This is a genomic window from Lentzea flaviverrucosa (genome assembly GCF_003350445.1).
Classification (GTDB): Bacteria; Actinomycetota; Actinomycetes; order Mycobacteriales; family Pseudonocardiaceae; genus Lentzea; species Lentzea californiensis.
This window is the reverse complement of the sequence record NZ_QQAU01000020.1, coordinates 170482-184823: the sequence shown is the minus strand read 5'-3', so window position 1 is coordinate 184823 and position 14342 is coordinate 170482. Positions and strand designations below refer to the sequence as shown.

Here is a 14342-nt window from a genome sequence, read left to right as displayed (position 1 = left end):
CTGAGTGTGATCGAATCGACCGTTCACCGATCTCTTTGCTTGATCACCTGGCGTTCTGCCGGTTCCTGTTCGATCATTGCGACGACAGGGGCCGTCAAACGGCCCACCTGCTCGTACGGAAGGCGGGACAAGGTGGCTGACCTGAAGAAGGGTGCCCGGATCACCGGCGCCACACGGGACAAGCTGGCCGCTGACCTGAAGAAGAAGTACGAAAAGGGCGCGAGCATCCGGGCTTTGGCGGAGAGCACCGGGCGTTCCTACGGCTTCGTGCACCGGGTTCTCTCAGAATCCGGGGTCACGCTGCGCGGTCGCGGTGGCGCCACCCGGACGAAGAAGAAGTAACCAGAACTCAGACTGCTACTCTCCGGTAACTAGCTTCTAGTCCGCCGGAGGTAACGACCATGCCAGTGCCTTCCATCGACGCTGGTGTGCTCGAGCGCGGTGGCGTTCGGCTCGCGATCTCCGGGCCGCGCGCGACCATCACGCTCGATCGTCCCGACGTGCTGAACGCGCAGACGCCGGCTACCTGGCAGGCGTTGCGGCACATCGGCGAACAGCTGGACCCGGACGTCCGAGTCGTGGTCGTCCGGGGCTCCGGCCGTGCCTTCTCGGCAGGGCTGGACCGGCGGATGTTCACCGGTGAGCCCGTCGACGGCGAACCCGGTGGTCTCGGCGCGATCCTGTCGCTTCCCGCTGCGGAGGCCGACGCCCGCATCGCGTCGTACCAGGCCGGGTTCACCTGGCTGCGCGACCCCGCCCGCGTGACGATCGCCGCGGTGCAAGGGCATGCCATCGGCGCGGGTTTCCAGTTGGCGCTGGCGTGCGACTTCCGCGTGCTCGCCGAGGACGCGCAGTTCTGCATGGCCGAGACCGGGCTGGGCTTGGTGCCCGACCTCGGCGGCACGCTGCCGTTGGTGCGACTCGTGGGGTACTCGCGCGCGGCCGAGATGTGCGTGACCTCCCGCCGGGTGTCGGCGGAGGAGTCGCTGCGGATCGGCCTCGCGAACTCCGTCGTGCCCGCGGACGGGCTCGACGCCGCTGTCGACGAGCTCGTGGCCGCCGTCCTCAAGCCGATGGCCGGTGCCGTGTCGGAGACGCTGGCGCTCGTCCTGGCCGCCGCGGAGTCGCCGACGGCCGAGGCGCAGCTCGTGCTGGAGCGTGCCGCCCAGCTGCGCCGGCTGCAGTCGTTCGCGGCCCTGTCCGCTCAAAGCTGAACCTTGCCGCCGCTGTAGCCGTCCGCGAAGGAATTGTCGGACCGCTGTGCTGTTCTAGACAGCGTGGACGGATACAGCTCTTGGCGATTCATGATGGGAGCGACGTCGGACGCGCCTTCGAAGGTGCGCCGGGGTACGTTCCGCCGCGTTCTGGCCTTCGCCCGGCCGCACCGGGCGAAGCTGCTGGTGTTCCTGCTGCTGACGGTCGTCTCGTCGGTTCTCGCGGTGTCGACGCCGTTGCTGGCCGGCCGCGTGGTCGACGCGATCGTCCGCGGCTCCGTGCCGTCCGTGGTCGTGTGGCTGGCCGTGGCGATCGCGCTCATCGCCATCGTCGACGCCGGTCTGGGCCTGGTCGAGCGCTGGCAGTCGACGCGCATCGGTGAGGGCCTGATCTACGACCTGCGTCGTGCCGTGTTCGGCCACGTGCAGAAGATGCCCGTCGCGTTCTTCACCCGCACCCGCACGGGTGCGCTGGTCTCACGCCTGAACAACGACGTGATCGGCGCCCAGCGCGCCTTCACCTCGACGCTGTCCGGCTTCGTCACGAACATCATCCAGCTGGTGCTGTCGCTGGCCGTCATGTTCACGCTGTCGTGGCAGGTCACCGCCTTGGCCCTGGTGCTGCTGCCGGTGTTCGTGCTGCCCGCCAAGCGGATGGGCCGCCGCATGGCGGACATGCAGCGCGAGGCCTCCACCCTGAACGCCTCGATGGTCACCCAGTCGACGGAGCGCTTCTCGGCGCCCGGCGCGACGCTGGTGAAGCTGTTCGGCCGTCCGGCCCGCGAGGAGGAGGAGTTCTCCGAGAAGGCCGCGCAGGTCCGCGACATCGGCATCCGGACCGCGATGGCCACCCGCTGGTTCATGACGGGCCTGACGCTGGTCTCGGCGCTGGCCCAGGCGCTCGTCTACGGCCTGGGTGGCTACCTCGCGCTGACCGGGCACCTGGCGGCCGGCGCCGTGGTGTCGCTCGCGCTGCTGCTGACCCGCCTGTACGCCCCGCTGACGGCTCTCGCGAACGCGCGTGTCGACCTGATGACGGCGCTGGTGTCGTTCGAGCGCGTCTTCGAGGTGCTCGACCTGGACCCCATGATCAAGGAGAAGCCGGACGCCCGCCCGGTGCCCGACGGCCCGGTGTCGGTCGAGTTCTCCGACGTGCGCTTCGCGTACCCGTCGGCGGACAAGGTGTCGCTGGCCTCGCTGGAGTCCGTGGCCACTTTGGACACCCGTGGCGGCGAGGAAGTGTTGCACGGCATCAGCTTCAAGGCGGAGGCCGGCCAGCTGGTCGCCCTGGTCGGCTCGTCCGGCGCGGGCAAGTCCACCCTCGCGTCGCTCGTACCGCGGCTCTACGACGTCGACTCGGGCTCCGTGCGTCTGTCCGGAGTGGACGTCCGCGACCTGACCTTCGAGGCGCTGCGCGCGTCCGTCGGCGTGGTCACCCAGGACGGGCACCTCTTCCACGACACCATCCGCGCCAACCTGGAGTACGCCTCACCCGGCGCCACCGACGACGACCTGTGGGACTCGCTGCGCAGGGCCCGCCTGCTCGACCTGGTGGCCTCGCTGCCCGACCAGCTCGACACCGTGGTCGGCGAGCGCGGCTACCGCCTGTCCGGCGGCGAACGCCAACGCCTCACCATCGCCCGCCTGCTGCTGGCCAAGCCGCGCGTGGTGATCCTGGACGAGGCCACCGCACACCTGGACTCGGAGTCCGAGGCCGCGGTGCAGGAGGCGCTGACCGAGGCGCTGCACGGACGCACGTCGCTGGTGATCGCCCACCGCCTCTCGACGATCCGCGCGGCCGACCAGATCCTGGTGCTGGAGCACGGCGACATCGTCGAACGGGGCACGCACACCGAGCTGATGACGGCCGAGGGCCGCTACGCCGACCTCTACAACACCCAGTTCGCCGAGCCTCCGGTGGTCGGCGTGCTGCCGACGCCGAAGTTCAGCGAACGCGTCGAGGTGTCGCAGACGAACTGATCTAGGGGCCGCCCGCGGTGCGGACGGCTCGCCGGAGGAGCGCGGACGGCCCGTGGGGCGTGCCTGGGAAGTGGGCGCCTGGGGACGGCTTGCTCTGGCGGTTGCCCGGAGTGGCGGCCGCGCGGGTGGTTTGCGGAGGTTGGCGAGGGGACGGTCGCCCGGAAACGGCGGCCGGGCGCCCGACGCGTTCGCAAGCCGGTGGCCGCGCAGGCTTGACTGTGAGAAAAGGCCGTCTGGCCAGCGCCCGGTTGCCGAGTCACTCACCGCCCACGTCGGCGGTGAGCCCACCCAGCCGATCGGCTGGGTCGCGACTCATCCTCCTGACCGGGTGATCGGCTGATGTCCCGGCGATCCCGTTCCGCCACGGTGAGAACCACCAAGGCGGAAGGGATCGGGATGAGCAACTCCGGGGGCGGGCACGTGAGCCGGCGAGCGCTGATCGCGGGCGCGGTGGCGGCGGGCGGCCTGATGGGACAGGGCCGGGCTGCGGGCAGTCCGGTGGCACACGGTCGTGCGGTGGAAACCGCTGCGCAGGCCGGTGCCGTGCGGATCGCGCCGGGCGATGTGCGGTACGAGAACCTGTTGCGGGGCAACAACTTTAGGTTCGTCGGGCAGCCAGACGAGATTCGGGTGGCGACGTCGGCGGACCAGGTGGTCCGCGCGGTGGACGAGGCGGTGCGGGCCGGGCGGCGGATCGCGGTGCGCAGTGGCGGGCACTGCTTCGAGAACCTCACGGCCGCGCCGGAGGTCCGGACGTTGCTCGACCTCTCGGGGATGGACGACGTCGGGTACGACGCGCAGCGCAACGCGTTCTCGGTGCAGCCGGGGGCGACGCTCGGGCAGGTGTACCGGGCGTTGTGCGCGGGGTGGGGTGTCACGATCCCCGGTGGTGGGTGTCCGGAGGTGGGGGCCGGCGGGCACTTCGCGGGCGGTGGGTACGGGCCGTTGTCGCGCAGGTACGGGGCCGTGGTGGACCACCTGTACGGCGTCGAGGTCGTCGTGGTCGGCAAGGACGGCCGGGCGCGCGTGGTGGTGGCGACGCGGGAGCCGGGGGATCCCAACCGGGAGTTGTGGTGGGCGCACACCGGGGGCGGTGGCGGCAACTTCGGTGTGGTCACCAAGTACTGGTTGCGGTCGCCGGACGACGGCGAACGGTTGTTGCCGCCGGTGCCGCGGAACATGGTGCAGCACGTGGTCTTCTGGGACTGGGGGCAGCTCACCGAGGAGAAGCTGAGCGGGTTGCTGCGCAACTTCGGGACGTGGCACGAGCGCAACAGCGCGCCGGGTGCGCCGCAGGCAGGGTTGTACGGGGTTCTCGAGGTCAAGCACCAGGCCGGCGGAGTGGCGATGCTCGCGGTGCAGGCCGATGCGGACCTGCCGGGCGTCGACGCGATGGTGACGGAGTTCGTGGACGCCGTGTCGGCGGGGCTCGGGCTCACGCCGGTGTACGACCTGCGCAAGACGATGCCGTGGCTGCACCGGATGACGTGGCCGGGGACGGGTGAACCGGGCGACGTGCTCACGCGGCGGTACAAGATCAAGGCGGCCTACCTGCGCCGGTCGTTCACCCCGAGGCAGCTGAACGCCTTGTGGCGCAACCTCACCAGCCCGAACGGCGGGGCGGGGAGCGTGTTGCTGATCGGGTACGGCGGCCAGGCCAACGCGGTGCGGCCGCAGGACACCGCGATCGCGCAACGGGACGTGGTGGTGAAGGCGGTCTACCAGTCGGTCTGGACCGAGGAGCACGAAGACGCGGCCAATCTCGCCTGGGTGCGCGCGCTCTACCGCGACGTGTACGCCGACACCGGTGGCGTGCCCGTGCCGAACGACGTCAACGACGGTTCCTACATCAACTACGCCGACGCCGACCTGGCGGACCCTGCGTGGAACACCTCGGGTGTGTCCGCGCAGCGACTCTACTACAAGGACAACTACCCGCGCCTGCAACGGATCAAGGCCCGCTGGGATCCGCGCAACGTCTTCGAGCACGCCCTCGCGATCGAACCTGGCTAGGCTCCCGAACCAGGGGGAGGAACGCGGATGAGCATTCCCGTGGCACGGTGGCCGTACGTCCTGCTGGCGTTGCTGGCCCTCGCCACCACGCTCGACCAACGGCCCGCGCTCGCCGAACTCGTGCTGTGCGTGGTCGTGGCGGCTTGGCTGGCGGCCGGGACGGCCCTGAGGGTCAGACCGTGGGTGGTCGCCGTGGGACTGACCGTGCTCACGGGAGCGCTGGTGGTGCTCAACCCGTTGTTCGGGTTCCTCACGCCGGTGCCGTACTTCTACACCTTCCGGACGATCGCCTTTCCCTGGCAGCCGGTCGGTGTGGCGGCGGTCGCGGTGGTGGCGGGCACGGCCCAGGCGTACGGGGTCGACAAGTCCACGGCGGGTGGCGTCGCCATCTGGCTCGCCGTCATCGCCGGCAACGCCGTGCCCATGTGCGCGTACGCGTTCGTGGCGCGGAGGGCCGAACAGCAGGAGGCGGAACGGGAGCAGGCGCTCGCCCAGGCACGTGAGGCGAACCGCAGGCTCGCGGAGTCGTTGGCGGACAACGCCACGCTGCACGAGCAACTGGTCGTGCAGGCCCGCGAGGCCGGGGTGCGTGACGAACGGCAGCGCATGGCGCGGGAAATCCACGACACGCTCGCCCAGGGGCTGACCGGCATCATCAGCCAGCTCCGCGCGGCCGACGACAGGACGTGGGCCCGGCACGTCGCGGCCGCCACCGAACTGGCCAGGGAAAGCCTCGACGAGACGAGACGGTCCGTCTCGGCACTGCGGCCCGAGCCGCTGCGCACGGCGAGGTTGACCGAGGCGCTCACCGGCGTCGCCGGGAAGTGGTCGGCGCTGCACGGGATCCCGGTCGAGGTCACGACCACGGGTGACGCGCGGCTGATCGCGCCGGAGGCCGAGTTCGCGTTGCTCAGGGCGGCGCAGGAGGCGCTGGCGAACGTGGCGAGGCACGCGCGGGCCAGCCGGGTCGGCGTCACGTTGTCGTACCTGGAGGGCGAGGTGGCGCTGGACGTGCGCGACGACGGCCGCGGGTTCGGTGACGTCCGGCCGGGAGGGTTCGGGCTCGAGGCGATGAGGCAGCGGATCGAAGGGCTGGCGGGCACGGTGCAGATCGAGTCCGAACCCGGTGCGGGCACGGGAGTCTCGGCCCGCGTGCCACTGGAGGCGAGAACGTGATCAAGGTGCTGGTCGTCGACGACCACCCGGTGGTCAGGGACGGGCTCACGAGCATGTTCGCGCAGGACCCCGGTTTCGAGGTGGTCGGTGAGGCGGGCGACGGCGCCGAGGCGGTGCGGCTCGCGAAGGCGCTGCGGCCCGACGTCGTGCTGATGGACCTGCGCATGCCGGGCACGGACGGCCTCGCCGCGACCAGGGAACTCGCGGGCGTCGCGCACGTGCTGGTGCTGACCACCTACGACAACGACAACGACGTGGTGGCGGCGATCGAGGCGGGCGCCACCGGTTACCTGCTCAAGGACGCCCCGCGCGACGAGCTCGTGCGCGCGGTCAGGGCCACCGCGCGAGGCGAGGCCGTGCTCGCCCCGGCCGCGGCGGCGTTGCTGATGAGGCGGGTGCGCAGTGCCGCCGCGGAGGTGCTCAGCCCGCGCGAGCTGGAGGTGCTGCGGTTCGTCGCCGGCGGGGCGACGAACCGCGACGTGGCCAAGGGACTCTTCATCACCGAGGCCACCGTCAAGTCACACCTGCTCAACATCTACGCCAAGCTGGAGGTGGGCGACCGGGCGGCCGCCGTCACCGAGGCGTTCCACCGCGGGCTGCTCGTCCCGCGTGAGCAGCGGTTCAGCCCTTGAGGAACGCCGCCGTCGTCTTCATCGCGCTGTCCGACGAGCCCGCCTTCTCCACGATCACCGCGAACGCCACGTTGTTCTGGTAGCCCACGAACCAGCCGTGCGCGTCGCCACCGCCGACCTCCGCCGTGCCGGTCTTCCCGGCCAGGCCGGGGATTCCGGCGAGCTGCTTCGCGGTACCGGCGGTGACCACCTCGCGCATCATCGCGCGCAGCGGCGCCAGCACCGCGGCGGGCGGGCCGGCCGCCACGTCGTTCGGCTCGGACGGCTTGCCGCGCAGCAGGGTCGGCGCCGGGGTCTTGCCCGAGACGACGGTGGCGGCGACCAGGGCCATGCCGAACGGGCTGGCCACCACGTTGCCCTGGCCGAAGCTGTTCTCCACCCGCTGGTCGCCGGTGGCCGGCGGGACCTTGCCGGTGTTCGTCTCGGCGCCCGGGATGGCCCAGTCGGCGCCCAGGCCGAACCGCTTCGCCATGTCCGGCAGGGCGTTCGGGTCGAGCTTGGAGCCCAGGTCGCCGAACGTCGTGTTGCAGGACAGCGCGAACGCCGTGTGGAACGGCACGCTGTCGTGGCCGAAGTCCGCGTTGCTGATCCTGCGGGTGCCGATGGTGGCGGTGGCCGGGCAGGGAACGGCGGTGCCGCTCTGCACGAGGCCCGCGTTCATGACCGCCGCCGCGGTGACGATCTTCATCGTCGAGCCGGGGGCGTACCGGCCGACGAACGGGTTGGTGCCGCCCAGCGCCTTGTTCTGCGCCACGGCCAGGATCTCGCTGGTCGAGGCCTCGATCGCCACGATCGCCGCGCCCTGCGGGAGGGCGTCCACGGCCGCCTGGGCCGCTGTCTGGCGGGCCGGGTCGATGGTGACGGTGATCTTCTCGCCGCCCTCCGCCTTCTTGGTGTCCAGCACGGTGAACGCGCCGCCGACGGTGATGCCCACCTCCCAGCCGTCGATGCCCTTCACGTCGCCGACGGTGGCGGTGATCGTCTTGTACAGGCCGTCCGGGACCGTGCCCTGCGTCAGCGGCTTGCCGTCGCGGCCCAGCAGGGCGCCTTCCGCCAGCGCCTTGCGGTAGGTCAGCGCGGCGCCGTCGGTCAGCTGCGGGTGGATGACCGCGGGGGTCCACTTGACCTTCCAGGCACCATCGGTGCGGGTCATCGGGACCTTGACGTCGTACTTCAGCACAGCGGCGCTCGGCATCGTCCAGGTGACGGACGCGGTGAGCTCGGTCGTCGTGGCGTCAGCCGCCGGCGGCGGAGACGTCGCCACCGTGGCCCGGTGCGCGGACGTGCCCATGCCCGCCTTGCTGGCTTCCAGGGCCGTGGTCGCCGCCGCCGGTGCGTCGGTGAAGACGGCGGCGCTGGCCGGGCCCGAGAACGCCCTCGTCAGGAACGAGGTGGCCACCTGCGCCGGAGTCTCCGCCGGCTTGACCGGCGCGTCGGCGACCACCACGGACCTGCTGCCCGACCAGAGCAGGGTGCCCGCCACGCCGACCACAGCCGTCGTGGCGAGCGCGCCACCGATCAGGATCCATCTACGAGTCTTCTGCTCCACTTGGTCTGTTCCCCCCAGGTAAATGCTTCCCCGGTGGGAGAATAACGGCAGGCCGCTGAGGATTTGTGAGGGTTTATACCTATCCGAGCTGCGGAATGCGGGTCTGGTAGTGGCGGAGCAGGTCGGCGTTGGCCGCGTCGCCGCCCTCCACGTTCGCGCTGCGCCACAGGGGGAGCCGCACACCGGACTCGGCGGCCTTGTCGATCAGGCGGACCATCAGCAGGTTCCACAGGAACGTGGTGGCCAGCGTGGAGATCGCCGCGGTGACCGGGGCGTCCACCGGGTAGGTCGAGTCGCCGGGCGGGACCAGGTTGTCGAGGACGACGGTCGAGACCTCGGCCAGGGTCGCGCCGGCGCGGCGGGGCGCCTGGGCGCTGGAGGCCACCGACGTGACACCCACCACCGGACAGCCCCTGTTCGCGGCCTCCTGGGCGAGTTCGACGGGGTAGTAGTTGACGCCCGACGTCGAGAACACGAACAGGACGTCGTGCGGGGCCAGACCCGACTCGCGCAGGACCTCGCCCGCGAGGCCGGAGCGGCGTTCGGCCGACGTGCTGCTGATCGCGCCGTGCATCGGGAGCAGTTCGGGGTGGTAGACCGGGCGGACGCAGGCCAGGCCACCGGCCCGGTAGAAGGTCTCGGCGACCGCCGCCAGCGAGTGCCCCGCTCCTGCGGTGAGGAGGATCCCGTCGGCCTCGACGGCGGCCAGCACGAGCTCGGCCACGTCGTCGAGAGCGGCCGCGTTGTGCTGCTCGACGCGCGTGAGATGCGTGCGCACGAGATTGCCGTAGTCGGACCCGGTCACGGTGTCGGTCGTCATGCCGGTCAGTAGTACCCGATCGCAGATGACCTCACCAGTAACCCGGGCACCACAAACCTCGATACGCGCGATGAGGGGTGCGCCGGCGCTCGCGGACAGGGGGTGGGTTTGATCAGGCGGTACTTCTACTTCTGGGTCGTGCTGGTCGCGGTGTTCACGGCAGCGGCGGCCACGAACATCGCGCTGGCGGTCACCTACTCCGAGCTGTGGCCGGTGTGGGTGGGGCTGGCGCTGCTCGTCGTCGCCGTCGGGTGTGCCAGGGCCGCGGTCCGGGTCAGGCCCTAGACGGGTCGTCGACGACCACGACGGCCTGAGCGCCTCGAACGTCTCGTCGGGCGTCAAGCTCCGCCGGTACGTCGCCTGAGGTCCTCGGGCCGATCGATGTCCGCACCGTCCGCCACGTCGGCGCACTCGACGTGGCGGACGGTGTTCGACCGGAGGTAGTCCCGCGCGCCCTGGTCGCCCGCCGCCGACGCCATGACGCCCGCGAAGTGGTCCGACCCGATCAGCACCGGGTGCCCGATCTCGCCGTCGTAGGTGGCGCGGGCCAGCACTTCCGGTTCGGCGAGGGCCATGAGGCGGTGCACCGCCTCGACGGTGACCCCTGGCGTGTCCACGGGCAGGACGACCACCGCGTCCGCGATGCCGACGGCGTGCAGGCCGGTGCGCAGCGACGACCCCATGCCGGTGTCCCAGTGGGGGTTGTCGACGACGGTCACGCCCTGCAGCGTGGCCTGTCGCCGCACCTCCGCCGCCTGCGCGCCGAGCACCACGACGACCGGGTCGCACCCGGCGGCTCCGAGCAGCTCGGCGGCCGAGTCCACGAAGAGCTTGCCGTGCAACGGGACGAGGGCTTTGGGGGAACCGAACCGGCGGCCGGCCCCCGCGGCGAGCAGAAGACCGGCCACGCGCATGGCCACGAATCTACTGCGTCTCGCGGATCCGGTAGCCGATTCCCGGTGTCGTCGCGATGATCGGCGGTTCACCGAGCTTGCGGCGCAACCGGCCCACCGTGACGGTGACGGTGTTGGTGAACGGGTCGGCGTGCTCGTCCCACACGCGCTCCAGCAGGGCCTCGGCGCTGAGGAAGCCGGGGCAGGCCTCCAGCAGAGCTTCCAGCACGGCGAACTCCTTCACCGAGAGCGCGAGCCGCCGCCCGTCGCGCACGACGGTCCGGCGCACCGGGTCCAGCTCGATCCCGGCCGCGCGCAGCACCGGCGGTCTGGCGTCCGGCCTGCGGCGGGCCAGCGCCCGGACGCGCAGGACGAGCTCCGGGAAGTGGAAGGGCTTGGCGAGGTAGTCGTCGGCACCCAGGGTCAGCCCGCTGACCCGGTCGCCGGGCGCGCTCGCCGCGGTCAGCATCAGCACCATCGGCCGGCCGGGCCGCTCGATGATCATCCGGCACAGCACGTCGCCGTGCAGCCCCGGCAGGTCCCGGTCGAGGACCACCACGTCGTACGCGGTGACGTCGAGGTTCGCGGCGGCGACCAGCCCGTCGTGCGCGAGGTCGACGGGCATCCCCTGGTCGCGCAGCCCTTCGGCGACGACCTCGGCGAGGGCGGCGTCGTCCTCCACGAGCAGGACCCTCACGCCGGCACCGCCGCGGCCGGCAGCGTGATCGACACGTGCAGGCCGCCTTCCGGCCGGGCGAGCAGAGCGACGTGTCCGCCGTGCGCGGCGGCGATCGCGGCCACGATGGACAGTCCGAGGCCCGAGGAGCCGATGCGCTCGCCGCCGAGCCGTTCGAACGGCTGGGTCAGCCGGTCGACCTCCCGCTGCTCGAAGACGGCTCCGCCGGTCTCGACGACCAGCTCCGCCTTCTCGCTCACCGATCCGGAGACCCGGACCCATCCGCCGTCCTCGTTGTGCTTCACGGCGTTGTCGACGACGTTGCCCACCAGGCGCGCCAGCAGCGCCGGACTTCCCTGCGTTCCCGTTCCCGGCGGCACGTCCACCACCACGGTCAGCCCCTTCGCCAGCACCTCGCCGGCCAGGTCGTGCAGCGCTGCCTCCACGAGCTCGCCCAGGTCGACCGGGGCGGAGTCGGCCAGGACGCCGTGCTGCGCCCTGGCCAGCACGAGAAACCCGTCGAGCAGGTGGTCGACCCGGTCGAGCTGCACGCGCAGGCGGTCCGCGAGCGCCACTGTCGACGCGGCCGGATCGGGCTTGGCGACCGCGACGTCCAGTGACGCGCGCATCGTCGTCAGCGGTGTGCGCAGCTCGTGGGAGGCGTTGGCGGCGAAGCGGCGTTGCGCGGCGAACGACACCTCCAGCCGTTCGAGCAACTCGTCGATGGTGTCGGCGAGGCCCTTCACCTCGTCGGCCGGACCGGCGACGGCCAGCCGCCGGTCGAGGCTGTCGGCGGAGATGCGCCGCGTGGCGCTCGTGATGGTCCGCAACGGCCGCAGCACGCGCCGGGCCAGCACCCGGCCGACCAGCAGCGAGACGACCGCCATCACGACCAGCGCCAGCAGCGACCCGGCCAGCAGCTGGCGTGCCTGCTGCGCGTGCACCTCGGCCAGCTGGTCCTGCAGCTGCCGGACGTGCTGCTGCGCCGAGTCCAGGCCGGGAGGGGGCGCGACGTCGGTCGTCCTGCCGCCGGACAGCAGGAACGTCAGGCCCAGCAGCCCGATGCCCGACACGAGGAACACGGCGGCGTACAGGATCGTGAACCGCACCCCGATGGTTCCGCTGCGCAGCCTGCTCATGCCGCCAGCATGCCCGCGACCACCTAACAACGGCATGACAAGTCCGCTTCGGACCGTGTTAGCCGCCGATCCGTAGACCCAGCACCATGTCGAGCACCGAACTCCTCAGGCGGGAGTGGACCGCGTTCCGCGGGCCCGGCCGCCTGATCGCCCTGGCCGCCGCGGCCCTCTCCGTCATCGCGGTGGGCCTGCTGTTCGCGGGTACCACCTCGTCCAGCGTCAGCGACACCTTCTGGTTCCGGCACCAGGACCTCGGCCGCGAAGGCGCCATCACGGTCAGGATGACGTCGATGACCGGGACGATCACCTACCCGCCGCCCGGTCACGACCAGATCGTCGCCGGGCTCGTGCCGTGGGCGAAGTCCGGGATCATCGTCAAGGACGGCCTGCGGCAGGGTTCGCGGTACGCGGCGCTCGCGATGACCGGCGCCCACGGCGTGCGGTTCCAGCACGACTACGTGCACGACGTCGCCGGAAGCGCGTCCCAGGCTCCTCGCTGGCTGCGGCTGACCCGTTCCGGCGACACCATCACCGGGTCCGAGTCGGCGGACGGCGAGCAGTGGCACGTCGTCGGGACCGCGGAGCTCGAAGGGCTTCCGGAGACCGTCCAGGTGGGACTCTTCGCCACCTCTCCGGGCGACCTGACGCTCCGGGAGACCGGTTTGGGCGGCACGATCGAACAGGTCCGGTTCACCCAGGCCGTCGGCGTCTTCGACCACGTCACCGTCGAGGGCGGCGCCGGTCGGTGGAACAGCGGCCCGGTCGGCGAGATGAACCACACCGACTGGGAGAGGTTCCACAACGCCTCGGGAGCCGTGCAGGAGGACGGCGTCGTCACCGTCAGCGGTACCGGCGACATCGGCCCGATCGGTGAGGGCGGCGCGCGCGGTGTCGAGAAGGCGTTGTCCGGACTGGTGATCGCGTTGATCGTCGTGCTCGTCGTCGCGGCCCGCTACGGCGCCCGTGAGACGCCACGGCGGGTGCTCGCCGCCCGGACGGTCCTCATCGGATCGGCCACCTTCGTCACGGGTCTGCTCGCCGCCGGGATCGTCGTCGCGACGACTTCGCCGGCGACCTACGTCCGGGTGGTGGTCGGTGTCGCCGCGGTGCTCGCGCTCTGCGCGGTCCTGGCGTACGGGCTCGGCGTGTGGCTGCGCCGCGGCTGGGCGGCGATCCTCGCCGGGGTGACGCTGGTCGCCGTGCCCTACGCCGTGACCGCGGTGCCACTGCTGCCCGACGCGGTCGCGGACTGGCTGCTGCGGCTCACCCCGGCGGCGGGCTTCGCCGTCAAGCAGACGGTGGTGGAGCACCCGCAGGTCACAGCCCACTACGCGCCGTCGGCGGGCTACTTCCCGTTGCCGGGCTGGGCCGGGTTCGCCGTGCTCTGCGCCTACACGGCACTCGTGCTGTGGCTGGCTAGCTCAGGTTCTCGAGGATCAGCGAGGAAGCCGCTTCGGGAACCTCTTCCGGGATCCAGTGGCTGACGTCCTCGACCATCTCGAACCGGTACGGCCCGGTGCACCACTTCTCGGTCTCGAAGGCCGCGAACGACCCGAACGCCACGTCCTCCGTGCTCCACACGTACATGGTCTTGACGCCGACCTTGTCCGCGGCACCGTGCGCCTTGCCCGCGCGGTACCAGTTCAAAGCGGCCGTGAGCGCACCCGGTTCGCTCAGCCGCTGGACGTACTCCTCGACGTGCGAGGGCCGGATCCGCCACTCGAACATCTGCTTGATGGCCTGCGCGTTGTTGTCGAGCATGCGCTTCTCGGTGCTGCGCTCACGCCAGTCGCGCATGTACTGCGACCGCATCGCCTGGTCCTCATCGGACTGCAGCGCGACCTTCAGCGCGGCGGGGTGCGGCGTGGAGAAGACGGTGAGCGTGCGCAGGCGCTCGGGGTGCTCGATAGCGGTCCACCACGCGACGGCGCCGCCCCAGTCGTGGCCGACGAGGTCGAACGTGTCCCAGCCCAGCGAGTCCGCCATCGCGAGCACGTCGCCGACCAGGTGCGTGACCGTGTACTCGGACGCCTGTTCCGGGCGCACGCCGGGGGAGTAGCCGCGCTGGTCCGGTGCGACGGCGCGGAAACCGTTCACGCCGAGCACCGCTACCTGGTGCTCCCACTCGATCGCGGCCTCGGGGAAACCGTGCAGCAGCAACACCGGGCGGCCGTCCTCGGGACCGGACGCGATGGCGTCGAAGGAGCCTGCCTCGGTCGAGATGGTGATGTGGTCGATCACGGGTCCGAC

Annotated in this window: 14 protein-coding genes; 8 read left to right on the top strand and 6 right to left on the bottom strand. The window is 71.4% G+C overall.

The annotated features are described in order from the left end of the window. Window positions 1-132: 132 nt before the first annotated feature. The 6 genes from DFR72_RS42060 to DFR72_RS42035 all read left to right on the top strand — a co-directional run bounded on the left by DFR72_RS42060 (window position 133) and on the right by DFR72_RS42035 (window position 7015). Window positions 133-342: a helix-turn-helix domain-containing protein gene (locus tag DFR72_RS42060; protein WP_030473247.1), complete on the top strand. Its 210-nt coding sequence runs from the start codon at window positions 133-135 to the stop codon at window positions 340-342. Between the two features lie 59 nt (window positions 343-401). Next, a complete protein-coding gene (locus DFR72_RS42055; protein WP_090065171.1) occupies window positions 402-1214 on the top strand; it encodes an enoyl-CoA hydratase/isomerase family protein in 813 nt (270 codons plus the stop codon). Between the two features lie 93 nt (window positions 1215-1307). Then, window positions 1308-3194, top strand: coding sequence for an ABC transporter ATP-binding protein (locus tag DFR72_RS42050; RefSeq protein ID WP_245983907.1), 1887 nt, complete (start codon window positions 1308-1310; stop codon window positions 3192-3194). Window positions 3195-3590: 396 nt separating this feature from the next. Beyond that, a complete protein-coding gene (locus tag DFR72_RS42045) occupies window positions 3591-5207 on the top strand; it encodes an FAD-binding oxidoreductase (RefSeq protein ID WP_090065169.1) in 1617 nt (538 codons plus the stop codon). Between the two features lie 27 nt (window positions 5208-5234). Beyond that, window positions 5235-6383 (top strand): sensor histidine kinase, encoded by a 1149-nt coding sequence (locus tag DFR72_RS42040; RefSeq protein ID WP_090065168.1) that lies wholly within the window; start codon window positions 5235-5237, stop codon window positions 6381-6383. Then, window positions 6380-7015, top strand: a complete 636-nt coding sequence (locus DFR72_RS42035; RefSeq protein WP_090065167.1) for a response regulator transcription factor — start codon at window positions 6380-6382, stop codon at window positions 7013-7015. The genes DFR72_RS42040 and DFR72_RS42035 overlap by 4 nt, the downstream gene beginning before the upstream one ends. On the opposite strand, the gene DFR72_RS42030 is transcribed toward DFR72_RS42035, so the two are convergent. Together DFR72_RS42030 and DFR72_RS42025 are read right to left on the bottom strand one after the other, a co-directional pair. Beyond that, entirely contained in the window at window positions 7005-8564 is a 1560-nt protein-coding gene (locus tag DFR72_RS42030) for a penicillin-binding transpeptidase domain-containing protein (RefSeq protein ID WP_090065166.1), read from the bottom strand. The two genes, DFR72_RS42035 and DFR72_RS42030, sit on opposite strands and share 11 nt — an antisense overlap. A 79-nt stretch (window positions 8565-8643) precedes the next feature. Beyond that, the gene (locus DFR72_RS42025; protein WP_090065165.1) at window positions 8644-9384 is read right to left on the bottom strand and encodes an SIS domain-containing protein; all 741 of its coding nucleotides are present in this window, start codon (window positions 9382-9384) and stop codon (window positions 8644-8646) included. 102 nt (window positions 9385-9486) lie between these two features. Here DFR72_RS42025 and DFR72_RS42020 point away from each other — a divergent pair, with 102 nt between their 5' ends. Continuing rightward, window positions 9487-9669, top strand: coding sequence for a hypothetical protein (locus DFR72_RS42020; protein ID WP_090065164.1), 183 nt, complete (start codon window positions 9487-9489; stop codon window positions 9667-9669). A gap of 53 nt (window positions 9670-9722) precedes the next feature. Here the strand turns inward: DFR72_RS42020 and DFR72_RS42015 are convergent, their stop codons facing one another. The 3 genes from DFR72_RS42015 to DFR72_RS42005 are packed head-to-tail and all read right to left on the bottom strand — an operon-like array spanning window position 9723 to window position 12092. Continuing rightward, on the bottom strand, window positions 9723-10298 hold the full coding sequence (locus DFR72_RS42015) for a nucleotidyltransferase family protein (protein WP_090065163.1): 576 nt from the start codon (window positions 10296-10298) through the stop codon (window positions 9723-9725). Between the two features lie 10 nt (window positions 10299-10308). Continuing rightward, window positions 10309-10974, bottom strand: coding sequence for a response regulator transcription factor (locus DFR72_RS42010; RefSeq protein WP_090065162.1), 666 nt, complete (start codon window positions 10972-10974; stop codon window positions 10309-10311). Beyond that, a complete protein-coding gene (locus DFR72_RS42005; protein ID WP_170176651.1) occupies window positions 10971-12092 on the bottom strand; it encodes a sensor histidine kinase in 1122 nt (373 codons plus the stop codon). Before DFR72_RS42005 ends, DFR72_RS42010 begins: the two co-directional genes overlap by 4 nt. A gap of 86 nt (window positions 12093-12178) precedes the next feature. On the opposite strand from DFR72_RS42005, the gene DFR72_RS42000 reads away from it, so the two are divergent. Next, complete coding sequence (locus DFR72_RS42000) at window positions 12179-13576, top strand: DUF1349 domain-containing protein (protein WP_211335752.1); 1398 nt, start codon at window positions 12179-12181, stop codon at window positions 13574-13576. Here the strand turns inward: DFR72_RS42000 and DFR72_RS41995 are convergent. Next, the gene (locus DFR72_RS41995) at window positions 13509-14333 is read right to left on the bottom strand and encodes an alpha/beta fold hydrolase (protein ID WP_090065160.1); all 825 of its coding nucleotides are present in this window, start codon (window positions 14331-14333) and stop codon (window positions 13509-13511) included. The genes DFR72_RS42000 and DFR72_RS41995 overlap by 68 nt on opposite strands. Window positions 14334-14342 lie beyond the last annotated feature (9 nt).

What these genes read in the sequence shown, in the direction of transcription:
- DFR72_RS42005 (WP_170176651.1), bottom strand. Translation starts at nt 12,092, where the DNA reads ATGAGCAGGCTGCGCAGCGGAACCATCGGGGTGCGGTTCACGATCCTG.
- DFR72_RS42015 (WP_090065163.1), bottom strand. Translation starts at nt 10,298, where the DNA reads ATGCGCGTGGCCGGTCTTCTGCTCGCCGCGGGGGCCGGCCGCCGGTTC.
- DFR72_RS42040 (WP_090065168.1), top strand. Translation starts at nt 5,235, where the DNA reads ATGAGCATTCCCGTGGCACGGTGGCCGTACGTCCTGCTGGCGTTGCTG.
- DFR72_RS42045 (WP_090065169.1), top strand. Translation starts at nt 3,591, where the DNA reads ATGAGCAACTCCGGGGGCGGGCACGTGAGCCGGCGAGCGCTGATCGCG.
- DFR72_RS42050 (WP_245983907.1), top strand. Translation starts at nt 1,308, where the DNA reads ATGGGAGCGACGTCGGACGCGCCTTCGAAGGTGCGCCGGGGTACGTTC.
- DFR72_RS42055 (WP_090065171.1), top strand. Translation starts at nt 402, where the DNA reads ATGCCAGTGCCTTCCATCGACGCTGGTGTGCTCGAGCGCGGTGGCGTT.
- DFR72_RS42025 (WP_090065165.1), bottom strand. Translation starts at nt 9,384, where the DNA reads ATGACGACCGACACCGTGACCGGGTCCGACTACGGCAATCTCGTGCGC.
- DFR72_RS42000 (WP_211335752.1), top strand. Translation starts at nt 12,179, where the DNA reads ATGTCGAGCACCGAACTCCTCAGGCGGGAGTGGACCGCGTTCCGCGGG.